We start from the raw sequence: 21,884 nt of genomic DNA, 5'->3' as shown, positions 1-21,884 counted from the left end.
GACGTCGTTGACTGTCGCACTCGTACGCCCTGAGGTGGTATACCGACGGTATACTGTCCTCATGGCTGACACCACGATCAAGGTCGACCCCGCTGTCCGTGACCGCCTCCAGGAGCTCGCCCGGGAGCGCGGGATGAGCATGCGGGACCTCGTGGCGGAGCTGGCCGGGGCCACGCCCACCAAGGATGAGCTGCGCAAGCGGTACGAGGAGACCAGGGCTTACGTCGAGGAGCACTTCCTCGGACGGCCCTACACGGAAGAGGACGAGAAGGCCGGCGAGAAGTTGTGGGCCGACATCGAGTCCGGGCGAATCGGGGAGGTCCAGTGACCGAGGAGGAGCGGTACCCGCTGCCGCGTGCCGTCATCTTCGACGACACGGCGGCCCTGGCGCTCGGTGCCGGTAATGGGATGACCTCCCGGCTGGTCGTCGAGGCGGAGAAGGACGCCGCGCTGCGGGTCTACATCCCCGCGGTGAGCCTGGCCGCCGCGGAGCGGGAGCGGGCCGGGGTCGCGGAGCACGTCGGTGCGCTGCCGTCCGTCAACATCGAGGGGCTCGACTTCGCGGCGGCCACCGCTGTGGGCAAGCGGCTGCGTGCCGCGAACGGCGAGCCGGAGGAGGGGAAGGACGAGCCGGACTGGAGCGGTGCCCATGTGCTGCACCTCGCCCTGCCGACCGTCGAGTGGCCGCGTGGCCGTCCCGTCCTGACCAGGACCCCGATGCGGTACCGGGGCACGGGCATCCGCACCATCCGGATCGTCGAGCAGGGCTGACCGCGGTCCCGATGACACACCCCAAGGCTCCGGACCGGGAGACGGTCCGGAGCCTTTTTCACTCACACAGAGATGAACACGCGGCTCACGGCCGCTTCAGTGGTGCCTACCAGCCGCCGCGACCGCAGTCGGAACCCATGTCGGTGAACTGGGCGCCCGGGCTGCCCTCACCGTTGATGAGGTTGCCGCCGAGGCCGTTGAGGATGCCGACCTCGCCGAGGATGTCGAGGTTCAGGTCGTGGGACCGGCAGCCGCCGTGGCCGCCGTACGCGTGCTGCTGCGCCGGCAGGGCGGTGGCGGGGACGGCGCCCATGAAGCTGACGCCACCGACGATGGCGATCGCGACAGCCGCCTTGTGGAGCTTGCGCATGTTCCTCCTCGAGCCGATGAGAGCGCGCGGACATATGAACTGATAAGCGCTCAATGAGGAGGCTAGATCGACATCGCTCGCCGCGCTCTTCGGAGGAGCCATACGGGGTTATACCGGCATCCGGGTGACCGCCCGTCAGCGTGACCCGCCGTCAGCGTGACCGGCCGTCAGCTGAAGACGATCATCGAACCCTGGGCCAGACTGCGGGTCGCCGCCGCGTGCAGGCCCAGCCACACGTGCCGTTCCCGCGCGAACGGGCTCGGGTCGTAGGGGGCCGGGACCGCCGGTTCCTCCAAGTCGGTCGGGGTGGCCGGGGGTTGCGGCGGGGCCGGGGGGTTCGCCGGGTCGATGCCGATCGACGGGGCGACGTACTCCAGCTCGCGCAGCAGGGCGTGGGAGGAGCCCAGCGGGCCGCCACTGGCGAGGAGTTCGTCGCTGGAGAGCGGGTTCGGGAAGTCGACCGGGACGTAGGCGCCCGCGTGGTCGTAGTGCCAGACCAGGTGCGACTGCTGCGCCGTCGACTCGAACATCTCCAGGAGCTGCTCGTAGTCGCCGCCGAGGTCGTCCACCGGGGAGACGGGCAGGCCGCAGACCTGGAGGAGGTAGGCGCGGCGGAGGAAATGGAGGGCGTCGTAGTCGAAGCCGGCCACGGGTGCGACCTCGCCGGACAGGCCCGGCATGTACTGGTACACCGGCACCGGCGGCAGCCCGGCCTCGGCGAGCACCTTGTTGTATTGCGCGAGTTCCTCGGCGAACGGATTGTCGGGAGTGTGGCACAACACGTCGACGAGCGGTACCAGCCAGAGGTCACAGGCCAAAGAGGGCTCCTCATATCAGGGCGTTCACAGCAAGTGCTCAGCTAGGTGGTCAGGGAAGAGTAGTCCGTGCGGCGCCGGTCAGCTCCCCCCGTGCAGGTCCCATACCCAGACCCCGCCGGTCCACTTACCGGGTTTTCCGGTCAGGGCCTCCACCGCCTGTCGTAGTTTCTCGTCATTGGGTTGCGGGGCGACCACCAGGACCCCCGCCTTCCAGTACGCGAAGTCCTTCCTGGCCTGCGCCCGCCAGTTCTTGCCGATCACCGGCACCTTCCCGGAGTAGCGGACGTCCCGCAGCATGCTGGAGGTGTAGCGCGGGGCGGCGCCGTAGATGCCGGTCCGGTCGGCGCCGTAGGGGCCGTTGAAGTAGCCGCCGGGGAGCTTGAAGCCGAGGTGGGCGCTGGTCTGCCAGTGCAGGGCCTCGGCATAGCCGGGATCCGGGAGCGGGATCGGGACGAGGGACTCGCCCTTGCCCAGGTACGACTTCCACATGCCGCTGCTGATGAACTGCGGGACCGCCTCCCGCGGCTGGGACTTGAGCGGGGCGGGGACGATCGGGAGCAGGGCCACCGCGACGGCGAGCAGGCCGAAGTACTGGGCGCCGACGCGGTGGGTCGCGAGGATTTTCTCCAGGGCGAGCGCGAGCAGGACGCCCAGCGCCGGGGCGCAGATCATCGCCACCCGGCCCTCGATGACGGACTCGAAGAGCGGGAACTTCCGCACCAGCGCCCAGGGACCCGGATACACCGTCTCCGTCAGCGGGATGCGGATCTCCGGGCCCATGGACAGCACGGCCGCGGCGACGGAGGTGAACGCCAGCGCCTTGACCAGTGGCCGCTCCCACAGGCGTACGACGATCCCGAAGGCGACCAGGACCAGCGGCCAGCCGTAGAAGGCGTTCTGCTCGGTGGGGTTGAGGGACAGCTCGTTGGCGCGGCCCGCGTCGCCGTAGAGCATCGAGCGTTCGGCGAAGGCGAGCAGCGACAGGGGACTGTTTCCGGCGTTGTCGCCGTGCAGGACGCTGTGGTAGCTCTGCGGGCCGGTGAACTGCCAGTACAGCGGGAAGGCGACCAGGGGGAGGCAGACCGTCCCGGCGATCAACAGGCCCTTGCCCAGCGGGCGCCAGGCCTCCCTCGCCGCCTGCGGGCGTACGACCGCGTAGGCGAGGGCGAACAGCGTCATGCCCAGGGCCGCCAGCAGGAACGGCTCCTCGCCCAGGAAGACCTGGTACGCCGCCATCAGGCCGAGCACGATCCCGTCCCGCCGCACCCGCTCGCCGCCGGCGAGGCGCAGGGCGCGGTCGATGATCAGCGGGATCATGAACAGGATCACGAAGTTGGGGTGCGCGTTGGCATGGCTGACCATCGGCGGCGCGAAGGCCGCGAGGGCCGCGCCGACGAAGGCGGCGCCCCGGTGCCGTACCGCCCGCTTCACGATCAGCCAGTACCAGGCGACGGCGGTCGCGGCGAGGCCCAGCGCCATGCAGACGGAGAGCGAGACGGCCGGTCCGGCCACCAGGGTCAGCGGGGCGAACGGGACCGACAGGCCCAGCATGACCGTGTTGGCCATGAGGTTGACGCCGTCGGGGAAGTTCTGGAAGTCGGAGAAGAGCGGGTTGCGGAGGTGCGCGAGGTTGTCCGCGGTCACCGCGAAGAACCACTCCCACTGGTTCTGGTCCTGGATGGAGTCGGTGAGGTAGCGGTGGTCCGGGTCGAAGAAGCGGCCCGAGTACAGGGCGACGGAGAGCACGAGGAAGAGGACCGGGACCAGCAGGTCCGCCGGGCGCAGCCGGCGCAGCCGCAGCCGCGCCAGGTCGGCGAGGACCCTCGGGTAGTCCAGCGGGCCCACCTTCGAGCCGGGCTGATGGCTCCAGCGGACCGGGACCTCGGTGACCGGGTGGCCGGCGCGGTGCAGGTGCTGGAGGACCTCCACGTCGATGCCCCAGCCGTCGAGCCGGGAACCGGCGAAGGCCTCGCGGGCCAGGTCGCCGTCGAAGAGCTTGAACCCGCACTGGGTGTCCCTGAGGCCCGGCACGGCGGTGGCGCGTATCAGCAGGTTCCCGGCGCGGCCGAGCAGCTCGCGCAGCCGGTGCTGGTGGGCGGCTATCTCCGCGCCCGGCACCGCCCGCGAACCGATCGCCGCCGCGGCGCCCTCGCTGAGCGCCTTGTCCAGCCGCTCCAGCTCCTCGATGGGGGCCGCGAGGTCGGCGTCGGTGACCAGTACGCGGCTGCCGGCGGTCGCGGCCACGCCGAGGCGCAGGGCGCTGCCCTTGCCCCGGTTGCGGTCGGCGGCCACCAGCAGGACCCGCGGATGCCGTAAGGCCGCGACCTCGCGCGTCCCGTCCGTCGAGCCGTCGTCGGAGACGATCACTTCCCAGGAACCGAAGCGGCTCTCGTTGTCGGCGAGATAACGGACGACGGCGTCGAGGGTCGGGCCGAGCCGCTCCTCCTCGTTGTACGCCGGGATGACGACGGAAAGGCCGACGGTCTCCCGGTCCTCGTCCTCCCTGCTCTCCGTGGGCGCGGTCATCCGTTCTTCTCCGCCAGTCGCTCGATCAGGGCGAGGGAGTGCGTGTTGTACGCGGCGACGATTCCCCGGGCCGCCTCCGCGTCGCGGCGGGACAGCGCGTCGACCAGCTCGGTGTGCCGGGACCACAGATACCCGCGTAGATCGGGCAGCCTGCGCAGATGCCGCACGGCGCACACCCAGGACTGCACGCGCAGGCGGTGCAGGAAGTCGGCGAGGTAGGGGTTGCCGAAGAGGGCCGACAGCTCCCGCCAGAAGCGGAGGTCGTAGCCGATGAGGACGGTCAGGTCACCGGCGGTCGCGGCGCGCTGTGCCTCCTCGCCGCGCCGCCGGACCGCGGCCAGGGCGACGGCGACCCGGGGCTCCTCGGGATCCTTGAAGGCGGGGTGCAGGCCGTCGGTGAGGGCCTGGAACATGCCGTCGGTGACCAGGCTGCGGGCCGCGATCATGCCCCGGTAGTCGGCGAGCGTGTACTCCGGCACCCGGAAGCCGCGGTGCTGGTCGGCGTCGAGGATGCCCTGCGCGGACAGGTCGACCAGGGCCTCGCGGACCGGCGTGGCGGAGACCCCGTACTGCTCGGCGATCTCCTTGACCGTGAATTCCCGGCCCGGCTGGAGCCGCCCGGCGAGCACCTCGTCACGGAGCGCGTCCGCGATCTGCTGGCGCAGGGTACTGCGGGTCACAGCGCCGTTGCCGGGCATCGTGGGGTGCCTCTCCTCACGCGTTCGGGTGACGTGCTCGCTTACACGTACATCTACGAGCACGCCACCTTACGCGTTCGGGTTCCGCGCGTACTCCTTCCGTGTCCGCGAAGCTACCCGTGGGTCGGGTTCTACGGCTGCTGTGAGCCGGCTGTGCCGGAGCGCCCCTTCAGAGGCGCTGGGGGTGCCCCCCCGGCCGAAGGCTGGGGGAGGAACCGCGCGCCCGGCCCCCACCGGCCCGCACCCGGAACTCGGCCTCACGCCACCGTGAACTCGTCGGCCACGCTCAGCGCGGCGTCCAGCGCGGCGAACCCTTCCTTCAGCTCCGCCTCACTCACATTGCACGGCGGCACGACATGCGTCCGGTTCATGTTCACGAACGGCCACAGCCCCTGCTTCTTCGCCGCCGCCCCGAACGCGGCCATCGCCGCGTTCGCCTCCCCGGCCGCGTTGTACGGCACCAGCGGCTCCCGGGTCTCGCGGTTCCGCACCAGGTCGAGCGCCCAGAACATGCCGACCCCGCGGACCTCGCCGACGCTCGGGTGCCGCTCGGCGAGCGCGGCCAGCGCGGGTCCGACGACCTCGGCCCCCAGCCGCTTCGCGTTCTCGACGACCCCTTCCTCCGCCATCACGTCGATGGTGGCGACGGCGGCGGCACAGGCCAGCGGGTGCCCGGAGTACGTCAGCCCACCCGGGTAGGGCCGCTTCCCGAAGGTCTCGGCGATCTTCGCGCCGATGGCCACCCCGCCGAGCGGCACATACCCGCTGTTCACGCCCTTGGCGAAGGTCATCAGGTCGGGGACGACCCCGAACAGGTCGGCGGCGAACCACTCGCCGGTCCGCCCGAACCCGGCCATCACCTCGTCCAGGACGAAGACGATCCCGTACTTGTCGCAGAGCTCCCGGACCCCGGCCAGGTACCCGGCCGGCGGCACCATGATCCCGGCGGTCCCGGGGATGGTCTCCAGCACGATGGCCGCGACGGTCCCCGGCCCCTCGAAGGCGATGGTCGTCTCCAGGTGCTCCAGCGCCCGCGCGGTCTCCTGCTCCTCGGTCTCCGCGTAGAAGCGGGAGCGGTAGAGGAAGGGCGCCCAGAAGTGCACGACCCCGGCGGCGGCACCGTCGGAGGCCCAGCGGCGCGGGTCGCCGGTGAGGTTGATCGCCTGCTGGGTGCCGCCGTGGTACGAGCGGTAGGCGGACAGCACCTTCGGGCGGCCCGTGTGCAGCCGGGCCATGCGCACCGCGTGCTCGACGGCGTCCGCGCCACCGTTGGTGAAGAAGATCTTGTCCAGGTCGCCCGGCGTGCGTTCGGCGATCAGCCGGGCCGCTTCCGACCGCGCCTCGACGGCGAACGCGGGCGCAAAGGTCGTCATCTTCGCGGCCTGCTCCTGGATCGCGGCGACGATCTTCGGGTGCTGGTACCCGACGTTGGTGAAGACGAGCCCGCTGGTGAAGTCCAGGTAGCGCCGGCCGTCGTAGTCCCAGAAGTACGACCCCTCGGCGCCGGCCACGGCAAGCGGGTCGATGAGGTCCTGCGCGGACCAGGAGTGGAAGACATGCGCACGATCGGCCGCCTTCACGGCGGCGCCGGCCTGGGGACTGGGCTGAGGGGTCATGCGGGGGAGCGTAGGAGCGGCCGGTACGGGAGCGGTATCGGCGACCTGTTCCGTGGTCAGGGCGATTCCGCGACAGACTGTCCACAGCCTGGGGACATGGCCCGCGGCCGGTCCCTGTTACGTAACCGTAGACATGGCACCGCGCGATCCCCGCAAGAGCCGCATTATTCTCGGCTCGATCACAAGTGTGAGCGAGGGGCGGATCTGCCATGGAGAAGCTGGGGCCGGGGGATCCGCAGCACATCGGGAGCTACCGGCTGCTGGCGCGGCTGGGCGCGGGCGGTATGGGGCACGTCTACCTCGCCCGGTCGGAGCGCGGCCGTACCGTCGCCGTGAAGCTGGTGCGGTCGGAGCTCGCCGAGCACGAGGAGTTCCGGGCGCGCTTCAGGCAGGAGGTCCGCAACGCTCAGCGGGTCGGCGGGTTCTGGACCGCGCCGGTGCTCGACGCCGACACCGAGGCCGCCGTGCCGTGGGTGGCCACCGGCTATGTGGCCGGGCCGAGCCTCCAGCAGGTCGTCGAGCACGACCACGGGCCGCTGCCCGAGCGGTCGGTGCGTATTCTCGCCGCCGGGCTCGCGCACGCGCTGGGCAACATCCACGCGGCCGGGATCGTGCACCGCGACCTCAAGCCGTCCAACGTGATGCTGACCATAGAGGGACCGCGGGTCATCGACTTCGGCATCGCGCGGGCGCTGGAGACGCTGCCCGGCGAACGGCTCACCCAGACCGGCTCGCTCCTCGGCTCGCCCGGGTTCATGGCGCCCGAGCAGGTGCGTGGCGACCGGATCACCCCGGCCTGCGACATCTTCTGCCTCGGCTCGGTGCTCGCGTACGCGGCGACCGGCCGGCTTCCCTTCGGGGCCACGGAGGGCGGCGCGCACGCCCTGATGTTCCGGATCGCCCAGGAGGACCCCGACCTCTCCGGCCTTCCCGAGGACATCGCCGACGTGGTCCGCGACTGCCTGCGCAAGGACCCGGCGGCCCGTCCGTCCCTGGACGCGATCCTGGCCCGGACGGGCGCGGGTGACACGGTCTGGGAGGGCCGCTCCAGGGACCCGTGGCTGCCGGGTGCCCTGGTGGCCCAGCTCGGCCGCCACGCGGTGGAGTTGCTGGAGGTGGAGGACCCGACGGTGCACGGGGTGCTGAACAGGGCCCCGGCATCCGGGGCGACGAACCGATGGACGCAAGGGGCAGCCGGCCACGGGGCGGGGGGCGGCGCCGGATCCGCGGCTGCCGCGGGGGCGCGGCCGGCCCCCACCCGCCCGCAGCCGGCCCCCGACCCGCCGTCCCCGGAACACGCCCCCGCCCACCCGGCCTACGGCTACCCGAACCAACCCCACCAGCACCCGCAGTCGACGGTGTACAACCCCTACAACCAGGACAGCCCGTACACCGGGGCCGCCCCCGAACCCACCCTGATCCACCCGCCCGTCCCCCCGCCCCCGCTGTACGACCCCCTCCCCGCCGACGAGCCCCGCACCACCCGCTCCACCGCGCTCCTCGTCACCGTCGCCCTGATCGTGCTGCTGGCCGCGGGCGGCTCCGTCTACGCGCTCATGAACAGCGGCGACGACGGCACGGACGCCAAGGCGGGCGGCGGGACCACCGCCGCGCCCTCGGCCACCGCCCCGACCACCGCGGCGGAGCCGACGCCCACCGGGTCGTCCTCCTCCTCGGCCGCCCCAGAGGGCACCGTCCCGAGCGGCTTCATCGGCTCCTGGGCCACCTCGATAGACAACGACACCGGCCACAACACCCGCGAACTGACCATCCGGCAGGGTGCCGTGGGCAGCACGGTCCTCACCCTGGTCGCGAACGGACCCGGCTACCACTGCGAGTTCACGGCGAAGCTCGCCGGGGAGCCCGGCTCGGACGGCCCGCTGGAGATCGGCCCCTCCACGGTCACGGCGGGCAAGCCCCGGTCGTCGTGCACGGCCGGGGAGGCCACCGAGGTGACGCTGCTGCCGGGCGGCCGGCTGAAGCGCGAGACGAAGAGCGGCGACGAGAGCCTGACCTACAGCAAGGAGTGAACTGCCGCTCCAGCTCCAGTAGTTGAACCGCTGGGGGCACCCCCCACGCCTTCAGGGCAGTGGGGGAGGGTCGGCTGCCGCGTGCAGATGGACAACCCGATCGGCGACGACGTCCGTTCGGGCCGCATCGGCAGACGCCTGGGCCTCCTCGACGAGGCGCCGGACAGGGCGGACGCCACCCTCGTCCTGCTGCGCATCGAGAACGACGGCTCGCGGGGCGTCGGCCGAGACGACTACACCAGTCCCGAACTGCACGGTCTCACCGCGGTGTTCACCGACCGCATCATCCGCGGCGGCTCGCTCGCCCAGCCGACCGACAGCGACCACCTCATGCCGCACTTCACCCCGGACCGCGGTTTCGGCCACTCGGGCAACAGCCTGCGCGTCCCACGGGTCCCGCTCAACCACGGCGAGCACTTCAAGCTGCTCGTGCTGCTGTCGGGCGGTGACGTCGGCCGGGAGATCAGGATGGTCGGCGGGCTCCACGACGGCGAGGTGCACCCCAACCGCGGCGCCACCCCGGACGACGTCACGCCGCTGGTCAGCCGTGCCTCCCGGCTGACCACCATCATGCTGACGCTCAGCGTCCTCACCCTCGCCACCGTCGTCGCGGCCCGCGACGACTCCCCGCCGTCCGCCCGGGTCAGCCGAGGCTCACCCAGGTTCCCCGCGCGGCCGAGCGGCTCATCGCGTCGAGGGCCGTGGCGCTGTGCACGGCGTCCTCCAGGGTCGGGCCGTGGGAGGTGCCCTCGGCGACGGACCGCAGGAAGTTGCGGGCCTCGATGACCTTCAGGTCGTCGTAGCCCATGGCGTTGGCGGCGCCGGGCTGGAAGGCGCCGTACTCGCCGTGGCCGGGGCCGACGAAGACCGTGGAGACCGGCTGGTCCTGGTAGGAGGAGCCGACGCCGACGCCCAGCTCGCCCATCCGCCGGTAGTCCCAGAAGACGGCGCCCTTGCTGCCGTGCACCTCGAAGCCGTAGTTGTTCTGCTCGCCGACCGAGACCCGGCTGGCCTCCAGGACACCGCGGGCGCCCGAGGCGAAGCGCAGCAGGCAGTTGACGTAGTCCTCGTTCTCGACCGGGCCCAGCTCGCCGCCGGTGGCGAGGGTGTGGCCGGCGGTGGCGCCGGTGGGCCGGGCGCGCTCCGGGATGAAGACGGCGGTGTCGGCGACCAGCGACTCGATGTCGCCGAGCAGGAAGCGGGCCAGGTCCACGCCGTGCGAGGCGAGGTCCCCGAGCACGCCCCCGCCGCCGCGCGCCCGCTCGTACCGCCAGGTCAGGGCGCCGTCGGGGTGCGCGGCGTAGTCGCTGAACAGCCGGACTCGGACGTGCGTGACGGTCCCCAGCTCACCGGAGGTGATCAGCTCGCGGGCGTACGCGACGGCGGGGGCGTTGCGGTAGTTGAAGCCGACCGTTCCCCGCACCCCGGCCTTCGCCACCGCGTCGGCCACCGCGCGGGCGTCCTCGGCGGTCAGCCCGACCGGCTTCTCGATCCACAGGTGCTTGCCGGCCTCCGCCATGGCGACGCCGATCTCACGGTGCAGGAAGTTCGGCGCGGTGATGCTCACGGCCGCCACCCGCGGATCGGCGGCGACCTCACGCCAGTCCCGGGTCGTCGACGCGAACCCGAACTGCGCCGCGGCCTCCTCGGCCCGCCCCGGCACCTCCTCGGCCACGACCACCAGCTCGGGCCGCATGCCCAGCTGCGGGAAGTGGTGCGCCACCCGCTGGTACGCCTGCGAGTGCACCCGCCCCATCCAGCCGAACCCGACGACGGCGACACCGAGCGTACGCACCATGGGGCTGCCCCTCCTTGGACCGTCCAGAGCCTGCGTGCTCACGATGCGGCGGCGCTTCCAGAGATGTCAAGACATTCGGGCGTCCGGACAAGGTCGGGTGCGCCGCCGTGGGGGGCCGGCCGCGCAGTACCTCCCCCGGCCTCCGGCCGGGGGTACCCTCAGCGCCCCTGGCGGGGCGCTGCCGCGGGCGCCGCCACGGAGGCGCCCCGAAGGGGCGCGGGGAACTGCGCGGGCAACCACGACGGCGCGGCACCGAACCGACGGCACGCACCCTTTCTCACCGCGGCTCCGGCGGTCGCTGTCTCGGCATGTTCGGCCTTGCCCCGTTGGGGCCCGGCAGCGGGAACCGCCCGTTGAGGTGCCCCGCGTCGGCCCGCGGCCCCGCCGCCACCGTCGCCTGCATGCCCAGCGGCGTCGGCCCCGTCCGGAACTCCACCATCCAGTCGGCCGTCTCCGTACGGACCAGCTCGGTCACGTCCTCCGAGAACCTCCGCAGCACCCCCAGGCACCGCTCCGCCGCCTCGCTGGCGGTCCCCTCCGCCGGCCCCAGCACCTCCCGCACGCTCTCCGACGCCCAGTCGAACTGCAGCACCTGCAGCCGCCGCTGCACGGCCTGCGCGGTCGCCATGTCCCTTATCCACCCGGACGTCACCCCGAAGAACCGGTCGATGCCGACACAGGACACCGCCAGCAGCAGCGCGAGATACCCCCACGGCGCGACCCCGCCCACCACCCCGGTGAGGTCGAGGAGCGGCAGCGCCGCCCCGAGCGTCGCCCCCACCGCCGCCCCGCACCGCAGCACCCGCGCCCCGCGCCGCTTCCAGACCCGGTCCGCCAGGTACCACCGGGCCGTCTCGAGCGCCCCGCGCTCCACCCACCGGTACAGCTCGTCGAGCCGCTCGGCCGGCTCACCCCAGTCCCCGAGCGGAAACGCCCGCCCGGTCAGATCGCCCGGCCGCAGTCCGGCCGCACCCTCGCCGCCCCGCCCGTCCTGAGGCGGTCCCTCGGGCTGCATCTCCGGCTGTCCCACCCGGCACTCCCTAACTGATCCCGAACCGACCCCGACCGGTCACGTTCCGTGACACCGGAACTGCCACCGGGCCCGGCATTCGACCTGGCACTGGACCTGACAATGGATGCTGACGACGGGAACCCTTCCTACCGCCCAATGGGTGGCGAAGGCTCTTCTTTCGCCTCTTTTCCGCCCGGAAGTGGGTCTTGATCAGGTATAGGGCCACCAGGAATCTCACTCGAAAGAGTGGCGGGGCGATGGCTGCGTCAACCACGTAGGCTCATGCACAACAGAGAAAATCCGGACCCGACCCAGGAGCTGATCGTGATCCCCGGTGGTGGCCAGCCCAACATGCAGCAGCTGCTCCAGCAGGCCCAGAAGATGCAGCAGGACCTGGCACGGGCCCAGGAGGAGCTGGCGGGCACGGAGGTCGACGGACAGGCCGGCGGCGGCCTGGTGCGGGCCACCGTGACCGGTTCCGGCGAGCTGCGCGCGCTCAAGATCGACCCGAAGGCGGTGGACCCGGAGGACACCGAGACCCTCGCCGACCTGATCGTCGCGGCGGTCCAGGCGGCCAACGAGAACGCCCAGACGCTCCAGCAGCAGAAGCTCGGCCCGCTGGCGCAGGGCCTGGGCGGCGGCAGCGGCATCCCCGGCCTGCCGTTCTGATGTTCGTCGCCGGCGCGACACCCGCACCGCCTTCCTAGGACAGGCGGCAGCCAACTACGGTACGTACCGAAAGACTCCAGGAAGGGCAGTCCGTTGTACGAAGGCGTGGTCCAGGACCTCATCGACGAGCTGGGGCGGTTGCCCGGCGTCGGTCCGAAGAGCGCGCAGCGGATCGCCTTCCACATCCTGCAGGCGGAGCCGACGGACGTACGGCGTCTCGCGCAGGCCCTCCTGGAGGTGAAGGCGAAGGTCCGCTTCTGCGCGACCTGCGGCAACGTGGCACAGGAGGAACTGTGCAACATCTGCCGCGACACCCGCCGCGACCCGACGGTGATCTGCGTGGTCGAGGAGCCGAAGGACGTCGTCGCGATCGAGCGCACGCGCGAGTTCCGCGGCCGGTACCACGTGCTCGGCGGCGCGATCAGCCCGATCGAGGGGGTCGGCCCCGACGACCTGCGGATAAGGGAGCTGCTGGCCCGCCTGGCCGACGGCGCGGTCACCGAGCTGATCCTCGCCACGGACCCGAACCTGGAGGGCGAGGCGACCGCCACCTACCTCGCCCGCATGATCAAACCCATGGGCCTGAAGGTCACCCGCCTGGCCAGCGGCCTCCCGGTGGGTGGCGACCTGGAATACGCGGACGAGGTCACGCTCGGCCGCGCCTTCGAGGGGAGACGACTCCTAGATGTCTGACGCCACGCTGCACGCGACCGCGCAGAACCCCGACGACTTCGCGGTCCAGATCGCCGACCAGGTGGAGAGCTTCCTGGTGGCCGTGACGGAGGTGTCGAAGGGCGACGAGCCGGACTCGGCGGTCCCCTTCCTCCTCCTGGAGGTCTCCCAGCTGCTGCTGGCCGGCGGCCGTCTCGGCGCGCACGAGGACATCGTTCCCGACGAGCGCTACGAGCCGGACCTGGGCCCGGAGCCGGACGTCGACCAGCTCCGCGAGAACTTCGGACGCCTCCTCGACCCCATCGACGTCTACTCCGAGGTCTTCGACCCCTACGAGCCCCGCAAGGCGCCCGTCCCGGCCCGGATCTCGGACGACCTGGCCGACATCATCGCCGACCTCCGCCACGGCATGGCCCACTACCGCGCCGGCCGCACCACGGAGGCCCTGTGGTGGTGGCAGTTCTCCTACTTCTCCAACTGGGGCCCCACCGCCTCCGCCGTCCTGCGCGCGCTGCAGTCCGTCCTCATCCACGTCCGCCTCAACCAGCCCCTGGAGGAACTGGACGGCCTCGACACCGACCAGGCCACCATGGGCGACGAGACCCTGGAGTTCGAGGCGGGCCAGGTCATGCAGCAGGAGATCGGCGGCTCGCTGGGAGTGCGGTCCTCCTCGAACTAGGACAGCCGCTGTCCCGAGCGGTCCCTACGGTCGTCGGCGTCGTCCCGACACCGACGAGAGGACCCTGATCGCGCCGGCCCCGCAGTTGGCGAGCGCGACGCCCGCGAGTGCCGTCATGGTGTACCTGCCTGCACCAAGGGGACGGGGCCGTTTCGCCTGATGGCGGAACGCGCGGACAGCCGGTGCCCGGCTCCGGGGACGCGGTTCGATGCGCCGGTGTGAGGCAGGGCACTTTTCGCGTGGTCCGCTGTGCGCTGGGCAGGTTCCGGTCGCGAGCGACGAGGTCCCGCCGGTCTCACCATGCGGGAGCAGGCTGGTGGAATTCGGACGCTCGTTAAACTGAGCCGACACAACAAACCGAGCGAGGAGCGCACGTGGGCCTTGTCGTGCAGAAGTACGGAGGCTCCTCCGTTGCCGATGCCGAGGGCATCAAGCGCGTCGCCAAGCGAATCGTGGAAGCGAAGAAGAACGGCAACCAGGTGGTTGTCGTCGTTTCCGCGATGGGCGACACGACGGACGAGCTGATCGATCTCGCCGAGCAGGTATCCCCGATGCCTGCCGGGCGTGAGTTCGACATGCTGCTGACCGCCGGGGAGCGTATCTCCATGGCACTGCTGGCCATGGCGATCAAAAACCTGGGCCACGAGGCCCAGTCGTTCACCGGCAGCCAGGCAGGCGTCATCACCGACTCGGTCCACAACAAAGCCCGGATCATCGACGTCACGCCGGGGCGGATCAGGACGGCGCTGGACGAGGGCAACATCGCCATCGTGGCCGGGTTCCAGGGCGTCAGCGCTGACAAGAAGGACATCACCACGCTGGGGCGCGGCGGGTCCGACACGACCGCCGTGGCGCTCGCCGCCGCGCTGGACGCCGAGGTCTGCGAGATCTACACCGACGTCGACGGTGTGTTCACCGCCGACCCGCGCGTGGTGAAGAAGGCGCGGAAGATCGACTGGATCTCCTTCGAGGACATGCTGGAGCTCGCCGCCTCCGGTTCCAAGGTGCTGCTCCACCGCTGTGTGGAGTACGCGCGCCGTTACAACATCCCGATCCACGTCCGGTCCAGCTTCAGCGGACTGCAGGGCACGTGGGTCAGCAGCAAGCCGATTGGGGACAAGAAGGTGGAACAGGCCATCATCTCCGGTGTCGCGCACGACACCTCCGAGGCCAAGGTCACGGTCGTCGGGGTGCCCGACAAGCCGGGCGAGGCCGCCGCCATCTTCCGGACCATCGCCGATGCCGAGATCAACATCGACATGGTCGTGCAGAACGTGTCCGCGGCCGCCACCGGCCTGACGGACATCTCCTTCACGCTCCCGAAGACCGAGGGCCGCAAGGCCATCGACGCGCTGGAGCGCAACCGGTCGGGTATCGGCTTCGACTCGCTGCGCTACGACGACCAGATCGGCAAGATCTCGCTGGTCGGCGCGGGTATGAAGACCAACCCGGGGGTCACGGCCTCGTTCTTCGAGGCGCTCAGCGACGCCGGGGTCAACATCGAGCTGATCTCGACCTCGGAGATCCGTATCTCGGTCGTCACCCGGGCCGACGACGTGCCGGAGGCCGTGCGCGCCGTGCACACCGCCTTCGGGCTCGACTCCGACACCGACGAGGCCGTCGTCTACGGAGGCACCGGCCGATGAACGGCAAGCCGGCGCTCGCGGTCGTGGGTGCGACCGGGGCCGTCGGCACGGTGATGCTGCAGATCCTGTCCCAGCGGGCGGACGTCTGGGGCGAGATCCGCCTGATCGCCACCCCGCGCTCGGCCGGCCGCAAGCTGACCGTGCGCGGGGTCGAGGTCGAGGTCGTCGCGCTGTCGGAGGAGGCCTTCGACGGGATCGACGTCGCGATGTTCGACGTGCCCGACGAGGTGTCCGCCCGCTGGGCGCCGGTCGCCGCGGCCAAGGGTGTCGTCGTGGTGGACAACTCCGGCGCCTTCCGGATGGACCCGGAGGTGCCGCTGGTCGTCCCCGAGGTCAATCCGCACTGCGCCCGCAACCGGCCGCGCGGGATCGTCGCCAACCCCAACTGCACCACCCTGTCGATGATCGTCGCCCTGGGCGCGCTGCACGCCGAGTTCGGACTGCGCGAGCTGGTGGTGTCGTCGTACCAGGCGGTGAGCGGGGCCGGGCGGGCCGGCGTGGAGACGCTGCGGGCCCAGCTGTCGATGGTCGCCGGTACCGAGCTGGGCACCAAGCCCGGTGACGTTCGGCGCGCGGTCGGGGACCTGACCGGGCCGTTCCCGGAGCCGGTCGCGCTCAACGTCGTGCCGTGGGCCGGGTCGCTGCGGGAGGACGGCTGGTCGTCGGAGGAGATGAAGGTGCGGGACGAGTCCCGCAAGATCCTCGGGCTGCCGGACCTGCCGGTCGCGGTGACGTGTGTGCGGGTGCCGGTGGTCACCACGCACTCCCTGACGGTGCACGCCAGGTTCCAGGGCGCGGTCACCGTCGACGGGGCCCGGGAGATCCTGGACACGGCCCCCGGCGTCGTCCTCTTCGACAACCCGGCCGCCGGGGAGTTCCCGACCCCCGCCGACGTGGTGGGCACCGACCCGACCTGGGTCGGCCGGGTACGGCGGGCGCTCGACGACCCGACCGCGCTGGAGCTCTTCGTGTGCGGGGACAACCTTCGCAAAGGGGCCGCGCTGAACACCGCGCAGATCGCCGAGCTGGTGGCGGCGGAACTGACCGGCCGTTCAGGAACGGCGGATTCCGCGTGAACGGGCGGTGACCACGCCAAACGTCCCGGAGGCGGCCCGGGGTGGGAGCGGGCCCACGGGTAGGATCCGCGTAAGAAATGTGTCCCGGAGCATGGTCCAAACCTCTTGAACCGGGACCCGTTCGCGTTCGAAGATTTTCCTCCCCGTCCTCCGCAACCATGCGGGCGGCGGGGAGCGTCTTTGCGGTCGCCCACTTACCGGGCGCTTACGCAACCGGGCCTTGGGGCGCGGGGACGCATGATCCTGGCGTGGGGACGCTGTGATCGGGGCGTGGGGACGCCCGTTCATAATGGGATATAAGGGAAGAGCGGGACGCATGGCGGCAATTGACGCACCGTCGAGTGCGCTGCCGGACGCGCGCGGAACGGTACCGAACGCGCAGGCCGGCCCACCCGGCGATCCCGGCATGCGCCCGCCCGGCACGCCCGACGCAAAAGTGATGCCCGGCACGTACAACCCCGCCGGGGGTAGACGTGTCCAACTTGCGTGGCAGAGGTACTCGAACTCAGTGCGCCCCGCGGCGCGACGGCCCTGCGGCCGCCCCGCCCCGGTCTGCGCCCCCGCATGTCCGGCGCGCCCGGCGGCATGCCGGTGATCGCGCCCATGCCCGCAGCGCGGCCCACCCGCATACCCAGCCAGCGCGACGGCGCCGAGGAGGCGACGGCGGCGGCCGGTACCACCGTCGACCACCTCACCGAGACCTACCGGGCGCACTACCGTTCACTCCTCGGCCTCGCCGCGCTCCTCCTCGACGACACCGCCTCCTGCGAGGACGTCGTCCAGGAAGCGTTCATCCGCGTCCACTCGGCCCGCAAACGCGTCCGCGACCCGGAGAAGACCCTGGCCTACCTGCGCCAGACGGTCGTCAACCTCTCCCGCTCGGCGCTGCGCCGCCGCATCCTCGGCCTCAAGCTCCTCTCCAAGCCGATGCCGGACGCGGCCAGCGCCGAGGAGGGCGCCTACGACCAGCTGGAGCGGCGCGACCTGATCAAGGCGATGAAGGGCCTGCAGCGCCGCCAGCGCGAGGTCCTCGTCCTGCGCTACTTCGCCGACATGACCGAGGCCCAGGTCGCCGAGACGCTCGGCATCTCGCTGGGCTCGGTGAAGGCGTACGGCTCGCGCGGCATCGCGGCGCTACGGGTGGCGATGGAGTCGGCGGCATGACGGACAGCCCCGAGGGAGGCGACTCGCATGATCGCCACGAGCCCTACGCCTGGCACGAGCCGACACCAGGACGGCACCAGGAGCAAGAGCACACGCAATCGCACGCTGGGAACGGAACTGTGAACGACGGCCCCGACGACAAGGGTCCCGAGGGCCTGAAGCAGGGCCCTGAAGGGCTCCGGAGCGGGCTCGGCTCCGGGGCCGGTGCCGACGGCCCCGAGACGCTGGACGGGCTCGACACGGACGAGCTGGCCCTGCGCCGGCTCCTGCACTCCGCGGTCGACGACCTCGCCCCGCGCGACGGCAGCCTCGACCACCTGCGCCGCGCGGTGCCCGCCCGCCGGGCCCGCAAGCGGCAGGCCGCCGTCGGCATGGCGGCCGCGGCCCTGTTCATCGGCACCGCGATCCCCGCCCTCGTGCACGTCTCCAACTCCGGCGGCACCGATCCCAACACCTCCATGGCCGGCCAGGCCTCCCAGGCACAGGGCGGCGTCACCGGCGGCAAGAACCCCGACGGCGGCTCCGGCACCGCGGGCGGCAGCGGCGGCCAGGCCGCCGACCAGAGCCCCGGCGGCACCAAGGACAGCGGCAAGAGCGAGAGCAGCGGAGCCGTCTCCGGCACCAAGGTCGTCCCGCCCGCCGGCGCGGCCAGCAGCGCACCCGTCTGCACCTCGGCACAGCTCGGCACGCCGACCGCCACCGTCGGCGCCCCCGACTCGACGGGCGTCGTCTACGGCACCTTCCGCGTCGTCAACGTCTCGGCGACGAGCTGTACCGTCGGCGGCCCCGGCAGCGTGGGCGTCCTCGCGCAGGGAGCGGCCGACGCCACCAAGATCGCCGCCGCCCGGCACGTGGCCGGCGACGCGGCGGCCGGGCTGCCCGACCCGACCACCGAGCTCACCGGCCTGGTCCTGGCGCCCGGCGCCGCCTACCAGGAGAAGTTCGGCTTCGTCCCCTCCGAGACCTGCCCGACCGGCGGCTCCGGCACCGGCGGCTCCGGCACCGGCGGCTCCGGCACCGGCGGCGCCACCGGTTCCACCGGCGGATCCACGGCCTCTCCGAGCCCCTCCGAGGGCGCCAGCAGCAGCGCGGGTACGACCACCTCCGGGTCGGACGGCACCACCACCCAGCTGTTCACCGAGGACGGCGGCACGGCCGACGGGAGCGTCGCGGTCTCGTACACCCCGCAGGCCGGTTCCCCGACCGGCTCGGCGACGGTGCCGAACGCGTGCGCGGGGACGGTCTACTGGACCGGGGTGCTGGCGGCCGAGTGACCGGTGGCGGCCGGGTGGACCGACGGGGGCGTCGTCACACAGCGGTCGGCTGCTGGGCTTCCGCCTCCGGGTCCGGGACCAGGCCGAGCGCCGCGTCCCGGGCGAACTCCGCCTCGCGGCGCACCAGCCGGAACCACATGAACACCACGAACCCCGCGAACACGAACCACTCGCCGGTGTAGCCGAGGTTCTGGAACGCCTTCAGGTCGAGACCCGAGTTGTCCGGCGCGGTCGCCGGAACGGCCGTCATCCCCGCGTCGGCCTTCTCCAGGGTGATCCACGCGTCGTACACCGGGTACGGCACCAGGTTCACCAGCGAGGCCGCGCTGATCGCCGCCGTCTGCCCGGACGGCAGTCCGCCCTGGTTGCTGACGCCGTTGTCCCCCGGCGTCTCGGACGCCTGCAGCGCGCCGGTCACGGTGACCTCGCCGGCGGGCGGGGCGGGCGCCTCTGCGGCGTCGGCCTTGCCGGGCAGCCAGCCGCGTACGACGGGCAGGGCCCTGCCGGAGTCGGTGCGCAGCAGGGTCAGGACGTAGAAGCCGTTCTTCCCGTCGATCTGGCGGTCGGGCACCAGCAACTGCTTGGCGTACCGGCCGGTGACGGTGGCCCGCTTGCCGGAGGTCGACTGGTCGACGGGCAGCAGGTCGGCCAGCGGCCGGGCGGCCTCCGTCTTCGCCGTCTCGACCTGCTTGTCGGCGCTGCGGTGCGCCTCGACCCGCGCCTCGAAGCGGCTCAGCTGCCACGACCCCATGAAGATGCAGAACGGGATGGCGAGCAGCACGAAGACGTTGATGCCCCACCAGCGGGGTGTCAGCAGAAAGCGGTACACGCCGTCCACGGTACGGGGCGGTTCATGACGGTTTACGGGCGGGGTGGGCGCGTGCCGAGGGGTGTGCGGGCCCTGACTCCCACCTGGAGGTTCGCAAAGTTATCCACAGGCCGTGGGCTCTCCGCGACGCAATGTGGCCGGGGACGGGCACTATGGGGCCATGACTGCGGCCATGAGTGAGAGCGACATGCCGGACTGGGAGAAGCGCTTCCGCGCCCCTCGGGTCTCCCTGCCGGACTGGGCGGAGGACGCCCCCGACCGTTCCCTGTTCGTGTCGAACGCGACGGGGACGTACGAGCTGTACGCCTGGGACCGCGCGAGCGGAGAGCAGCGCCAGGCGACGAACCGGCCGAACGGCACGACGGACGGGCTGCTCTCCCCGGACGGCGCGTGGATCTGGTGGTTCGACGACAAGGACGGCGACGAGTTCGGCGTCTGGCGCCGCCAGCCGTTCGGCGGCGGTGCGGACGAGGAGGCGACGCCGGGCCTGGAGCCGTCGTACCCCTCGGGCCTGGCACTGGGCCGGGACGGCCGCACGGCGGTCGTGGGCCGCTCCACGGACGCCGAGGGCACGACGATCTACCTGGTCAGAACGGGTGAGGAGCCGCTGGAGATCTACCGTCACGCCGAGTCCGCGGGCGTCGGCGACCTCTCCCACGACGGCTCGCTGATCGCGATCGAGCACACCGAGCACGGCGACGCCATGCACTCGGCGCTGCGGGTGGTCCGCCCGGACGGCTCGACGGTCGCCGAGCTGGACGACACCCACGGCGGCACCGAGGAACTGGGCCTGGAGGTGCTGGGCTTCGCCCCCGTGGACGGCGACCCGCGGCTGCTCATCGGCCACCAGCGGCGCGGCCGCTGGGAGCCGCTGGTCTGGGACGTCGTCTCCGGCACGCAGACGGACCTGACCCTCGACCTGCCGGGCGACGTGAGCGCGGAGTGGTACCCGGACGGCGGCGCGCTGCTCATCGCGCACAGTCACAAGGCCCGCAGCGACCTGTTCCGCTACGACCTGGCCGGCCACGAGCTGACCCGCATCCCGACCCCGCCGGGCTCCGTCTCCGGGGCCACGGCCCGCCCCGACGGCACCGTCGAGTACCTCTGGTCGTCGGCCGCCGAGCCGCCGGTGGTCCGTTCCACGACCGGTGAGGTGGTGCTGGACCCGCCGGGCATGAAGTGCCCCCCTTCCGTCCCTGTCTCGGACGCGTGGGTGGAGGGCCCCGGCGGCCTCATCCACGCCCTGATCCAGAAGCCGGCCGGCGCGGTCGGCCCGCTGCCCACCGTCTTCGACCTGCACGGCGGCCCGACCTGGCACGACAGCGACAGCTTCGCGGCGGGCCCGGCGGCCTGGGTCGACCACGGGTACGCGGTGGTCCGCATCAACTACCGCGGCTCCACGGGGTACGGCCGGGCCTGGACGGACGCGCTGAAGCACCGGGTGGGCCTGATCGAGCTGGAGGACGTGGCGGCGGTCCGGGACTGGGCGGTCGCCTCCGGCCTCGCCGACCCCGAGCGCCTGGTCCTGACCGGCGGCTCCTGGGGCGGCTACCTCACGCTGCTCGGCCTGGGTACCCAGCCGGCGTCCTGGGCGGTGGGCATCGCGGTCGTCCCGGTCGCCGACTACGTCACCGCGTACCACGACGAGATGGAGTCCCTGAAGGCGATGGACCGCACGCTGCTGGGCGGTACGCCGGAAGAGGTCCCCGACCGCTTCGCGGCCTCCTCCCCGCTCACCTACGTCGACGACGTCAAGGCCCCCGTCTACATCTCGGCCGGCCTCAACGACCCCCGCTGCCCCATCCGCCAGATCGACAACTACGTCAGCCGCCTCGCCGCCCGCTCGGCCCCCCACGAGGTCTACCGCTACGACGCCGGCCACGGCTCGCTCGTGGTCGACGAACGCATCAAGCAACTCCGCCTGGAGATGGAATTCGCCGAACGCCACCTCATGCCCACGGCGGTGACGCCGACCGACTGACCTTTCCCACCCACCCACCCGACTCGGCTTCCTGGCCGGCGAGGCCCACACTCGCACTGGGCACGACGGGGCGCGGGGCGCTGTCGAGGACGCGGTACTCGAGCGCCCCGCAAGGGGCGCGGGGAACTGCGCGAGCACCCACGGCGGCGCGGCACTGGACCACGGGGCGGTGGTTCCCTGTCAGGGGCGCGGGGAACTGCGTGCTCAGCCCCCGCGCAGCCGCGCGTGATTCCGCCACCGCGGCCCGCTCACCCC

The 21,884-nt window shown here is 72.0% G+C and carries 19 protein-coding genes and 1 pseudogene; 12 read left to right on the top strand and 8 right to left on the bottom strand.

The annotated features are described in order from the left end of the window. Positions 1–61: 61 nt before the first annotated feature. Together AB0472_RS07805 and AB0472_RS07800 are read left to right on the top strand one after the other, a co-directional pair. Positions 62–328, top strand: a complete 267-nt coding sequence (locus AB0472_RS07805) for a hypothetical protein (protein ID WP_366354341.1) — start codon at positions 62–64, stop codon at positions 326–328. Next, on the top strand, positions 325–771 hold the full coding sequence (locus AB0472_RS07800) for a hypothetical protein (protein WP_366354339.1): 447 nt from the start codon (positions 325–327) through the stop codon (positions 769–771). Before AB0472_RS07805 ends, AB0472_RS07800 begins: the two co-directional genes overlap by 4 nt. 106 nt (positions 772–877) lie before the next feature. Here AB0472_RS07800 and AB0472_RS07795 read toward each other — a convergent pair whose 3' ends face one another. The 5 genes from AB0472_RS07795 to AB0472_RS07775 all read right to left on the bottom strand — a co-directional run bounded on the left by AB0472_RS07795 (position 878) and on the right by AB0472_RS07775 (position 6,799). Further along, the gene (locus AB0472_RS07795) at positions 878–1,141 is read right to left on the bottom strand and encodes a hypothetical protein (protein WP_366354337.1); all 264 of its coding nucleotides are present in this window, start codon (positions 1,139–1,141) and stop codon (positions 878–880) included. Between the two features lie 167 nt (positions 1,142–1,308). After that, entirely contained in the window at positions 1,309–1,959 is a 651-nt protein-coding gene (locus AB0472_RS07790) for a hypothetical protein (RefSeq protein ID WP_366354335.1), read from the bottom strand. 78 nt (positions 1,960–2,037) lie between these two features. Continuing rightward, positions 2,038–4,485, bottom strand: coding sequence for a dolichyl-phosphate beta-glucosyltransferase (locus tag AB0472_RS07785; RefSeq protein WP_366354333.1), 2,448 nt, complete (start codon positions 4,483–4,485; stop codon positions 2,038–2,040). Next, complete coding sequence (locus AB0472_RS07780; RefSeq protein ID WP_366354331.1) at positions 4,482–5,183, bottom strand: GntR family transcriptional regulator; 702 nt, start codon at positions 5,181–5,183, stop codon at positions 4,482–4,484. The genes AB0472_RS07785 and AB0472_RS07780 overlap by 4 nt, the downstream gene beginning before the upstream one ends. A 257-nt stretch (positions 5,184–5,440) precedes the next feature. Continuing rightward, the gene (locus tag AB0472_RS07775) at positions 5,441–6,799 is read right to left on the bottom strand and encodes an aspartate aminotransferase family protein (RefSeq protein WP_366354329.1); all 1,359 of its coding nucleotides are present in this window, start codon (positions 6,797–6,799) and stop codon (positions 5,441–5,443) included. Between the two features lie 209 nt (positions 6,800–7,008). On the opposite strand from AB0472_RS07775, the gene AB0472_RS07770 reads away from it, so the two are divergent. Continuing rightward, positions 7,009–8,829: a protein kinase gene (locus AB0472_RS07770; RefSeq protein ID WP_366354327.1), complete on the top strand. Its 1,821-nt coding sequence runs from the start codon at positions 7,009–7,011 to the stop codon at positions 8,827–8,829. Positions 8,830–8,895: 66 nt separating this feature from the next. Beyond that, a pseudogene (locus AB0472_RS07765) lies at positions 8,896–9,462 on the top strand (phosphate ABC transporter substrate-binding protein); the annotation flags it as partial. A 10-nt stretch (positions 9,463–9,472) separates the two neighbouring features. Here the strand turns inward: AB0472_RS07765 and AB0472_RS07760 are convergent. Together AB0472_RS07760 and AB0472_RS07755 are read right to left on the bottom strand one after the other, a co-directional pair. Next, positions 9,473–10,627 (bottom strand): Gfo/Idh/MocA family oxidoreductase, encoded by a 1,155-nt coding sequence (locus AB0472_RS07760; protein ID WP_366354325.1) that lies wholly within the window; start codon positions 10,625–10,627, stop codon positions 9,473–9,475. Between the two features lie 277 nt (positions 10,628–10,904). Continuing rightward, positions 10,905–11,657 (bottom strand): SLATT domain-containing protein, encoded by a 753-nt coding sequence (locus AB0472_RS07755; protein WP_366354323.1) that lies wholly within the window; start codon positions 11,655–11,657, stop codon positions 10,905–10,907. A 306-nt stretch (positions 11,658–11,963) separates the two neighbouring features. Between AB0472_RS07755 and AB0472_RS07750 the strand changes: the two genes are divergently transcribed. From AB0472_RS07750 to AB0472_RS07720, 7 genes are all read left to right on the top strand, one after another. Further along, entirely contained in the window at positions 11,964–12,308 is a 345-nt protein-coding gene (locus tag AB0472_RS07750; RefSeq protein WP_366354666.1) for a YbaB/EbfC family nucleoid-associated protein, read from the top strand. A gap of 93 nt (positions 12,309–12,401) precedes the next feature. Beyond that, on the top strand, positions 12,402–13,001 hold the full coding sequence (recR, locus tag AB0472_RS07745; RefSeq protein ID WP_366354321.1) for a recombination mediator RecR: 600 nt from the start codon (positions 12,402–12,404) through the stop codon (positions 12,999–13,001). Then, positions 12,994–13,659 (top strand): DUF5063 domain-containing protein, encoded by a 666-nt coding sequence (locus AB0472_RS07740; RefSeq protein WP_366354319.1) that lies wholly within the window; start codon positions 12,994–12,996, stop codon positions 13,657–13,659. Before recR ends, AB0472_RS07740 begins: the two co-directional genes overlap by 8 nt. 374 nt (positions 13,660–14,033) lie before the next feature. Next, positions 14,034–15,305: an aspartate kinase gene (locus AB0472_RS07735; RefSeq protein WP_217552260.1), complete on the top strand. Its 1,272-nt coding sequence runs from the start codon at positions 14,034–14,036 to the stop codon at positions 15,303–15,305. Beyond that, positions 15,302–16,381: an aspartate-semialdehyde dehydrogenase gene (locus AB0472_RS07730; protein WP_366354317.1), complete on the top strand. Its 1,080-nt coding sequence runs from the start codon at positions 15,302–15,304 to the stop codon at positions 16,379–16,381. The genes AB0472_RS07735 and AB0472_RS07730 overlap by 4 nt, the downstream gene beginning before the upstream one ends. Before the next feature lie 564 nt (positions 16,382–16,945). Continuing rightward, the gene (locus AB0472_RS07725) at positions 16,946–17,545 is read left to right on the top strand and encodes a SigE family RNA polymerase sigma factor (RefSeq protein ID WP_366354664.1); all 600 of its coding nucleotides are present in this window, start codon (positions 16,946–16,948) and stop codon (positions 17,543–17,545) included. A gap of 119 nt (positions 17,546–17,664) precedes the next feature. Next, a complete protein-coding gene (locus AB0472_RS07720) occupies positions 17,665–18,819 on the top strand; it encodes a hypothetical protein (RefSeq protein WP_366354315.1) in 1,155 nt (384 codons plus the stop codon). Positions 18,820–18,853: 34 nt separating this feature from the next. On the opposite strand, the gene AB0472_RS07715 is transcribed toward AB0472_RS07720, so the two are convergent. After that, positions 18,854–19,648 carry an SURF1 family protein gene (locus AB0472_RS07715; RefSeq protein ID WP_366354313.1) on the bottom strand — a complete coding sequence of 265 codons (795 nt, stop codon included), beginning with the start codon at positions 19,646–19,648 and terminating at the stop codon, positions 18,854–18,856. Positions 19,649–19,820: 172 nt separating this feature from the next. Between AB0472_RS07715 and AB0472_RS07710 the strand changes: the two genes are divergently transcribed. Continuing rightward, positions 19,821–21,629 carry a prolyl oligopeptidase family serine peptidase gene (locus AB0472_RS07710; protein WP_366354311.1) on the top strand — a complete coding sequence of 603 codons (1,809 nt, stop codon included), beginning with the start codon at positions 19,821–19,823 and terminating at the stop codon, positions 21,627–21,629. Positions 21,630–21,884: the final 255 nt, after the last annotated feature.

Source organism: Streptomyces sp. NPDC086777 (assembly GCF_040702065.1).
Classification (GTDB): domain Bacteria; phylum Actinomycetota; class Actinomycetes; order Streptomycetales; family Streptomycetaceae; genus Streptomyces.
The sequence above is the reverse complement of the archived record's forward strand: the minus strand, read 5'-3'. Positions and strand labels throughout refer to the sequence as shown.

Excerpts from the sequence above, each read along its gene's own strand:
- AB0472_RS07805 (WP_366354341.1), top strand. The coding sequence starts at position 62 with ATGGCTGACACCACGATCAAGGTCGACCCCGCTGTCCGTGACCGCCTC.
- AB0472_RS07795 (WP_366354337.1), bottom strand. The coding sequence starts at position 1,141 with ATGCGCAAGCTCCACAAGGCGGCTGTCGCGATCGCCATCGTCGGTGGC.
- AB0472_RS07785 (WP_366354333.1), bottom strand. The coding sequence starts at position 4,485 with ATGACCGCGCCCACGGAGAGCAGGGAGGACGAGGACCGGGAGACCGTC.
- AB0472_RS07780 (WP_366354331.1), bottom strand. The coding sequence starts at position 5,183 with ATGCCCGGCAACGGCGCTGTGACCCGCAGTACCCTGCGCCAGCAGATC.
- AB0472_RS07775 (WP_366354329.1), bottom strand. The coding sequence starts at position 6,799 with ATGACCCCTCAGCCCAGTCCCCAGGCCGGCGCCGCCGTGAAGGCGGCC.
- AB0472_RS07770 (WP_366354327.1), top strand. The coding sequence starts at position 7,009 with ATGGAGAAGCTGGGGCCGGGGGATCCGCAGCACATCGGGAGCTACCGG.
- AB0472_RS07760 (WP_366354325.1), bottom strand. The coding sequence starts at position 10,627 with ATGGTGCGTACGCTCGGTGTCGCCGTCGTCGGGTTCGGCTGGATGGGG.
- AB0472_RS07740 (WP_366354319.1), top strand. The coding sequence starts at position 12,994 with ATGTCTGACGCCACGCTGCACGCGACCGCGCAGAACCCCGACGACTTC.
- AB0472_RS07730 (WP_366354317.1), top strand. The coding sequence starts at position 15,302 with ATGAACGGCAAGCCGGCGCTCGCGGTCGTGGGTGCGACCGGGGCCGTC.
- AB0472_RS07725 (WP_366354664.1), top strand. The coding sequence starts at position 16,946 with ATGTCCGGCGCGCCCGGCGGCATGCCGGTGATCGCGCCCATGCCCGCA.
- AB0472_RS07710 (WP_366354311.1), top strand. The coding sequence starts at position 19,821 with ATGAGTGAGAGCGACATGCCGGACTGGGAGAAGCGCTTCCGCGCCCCT.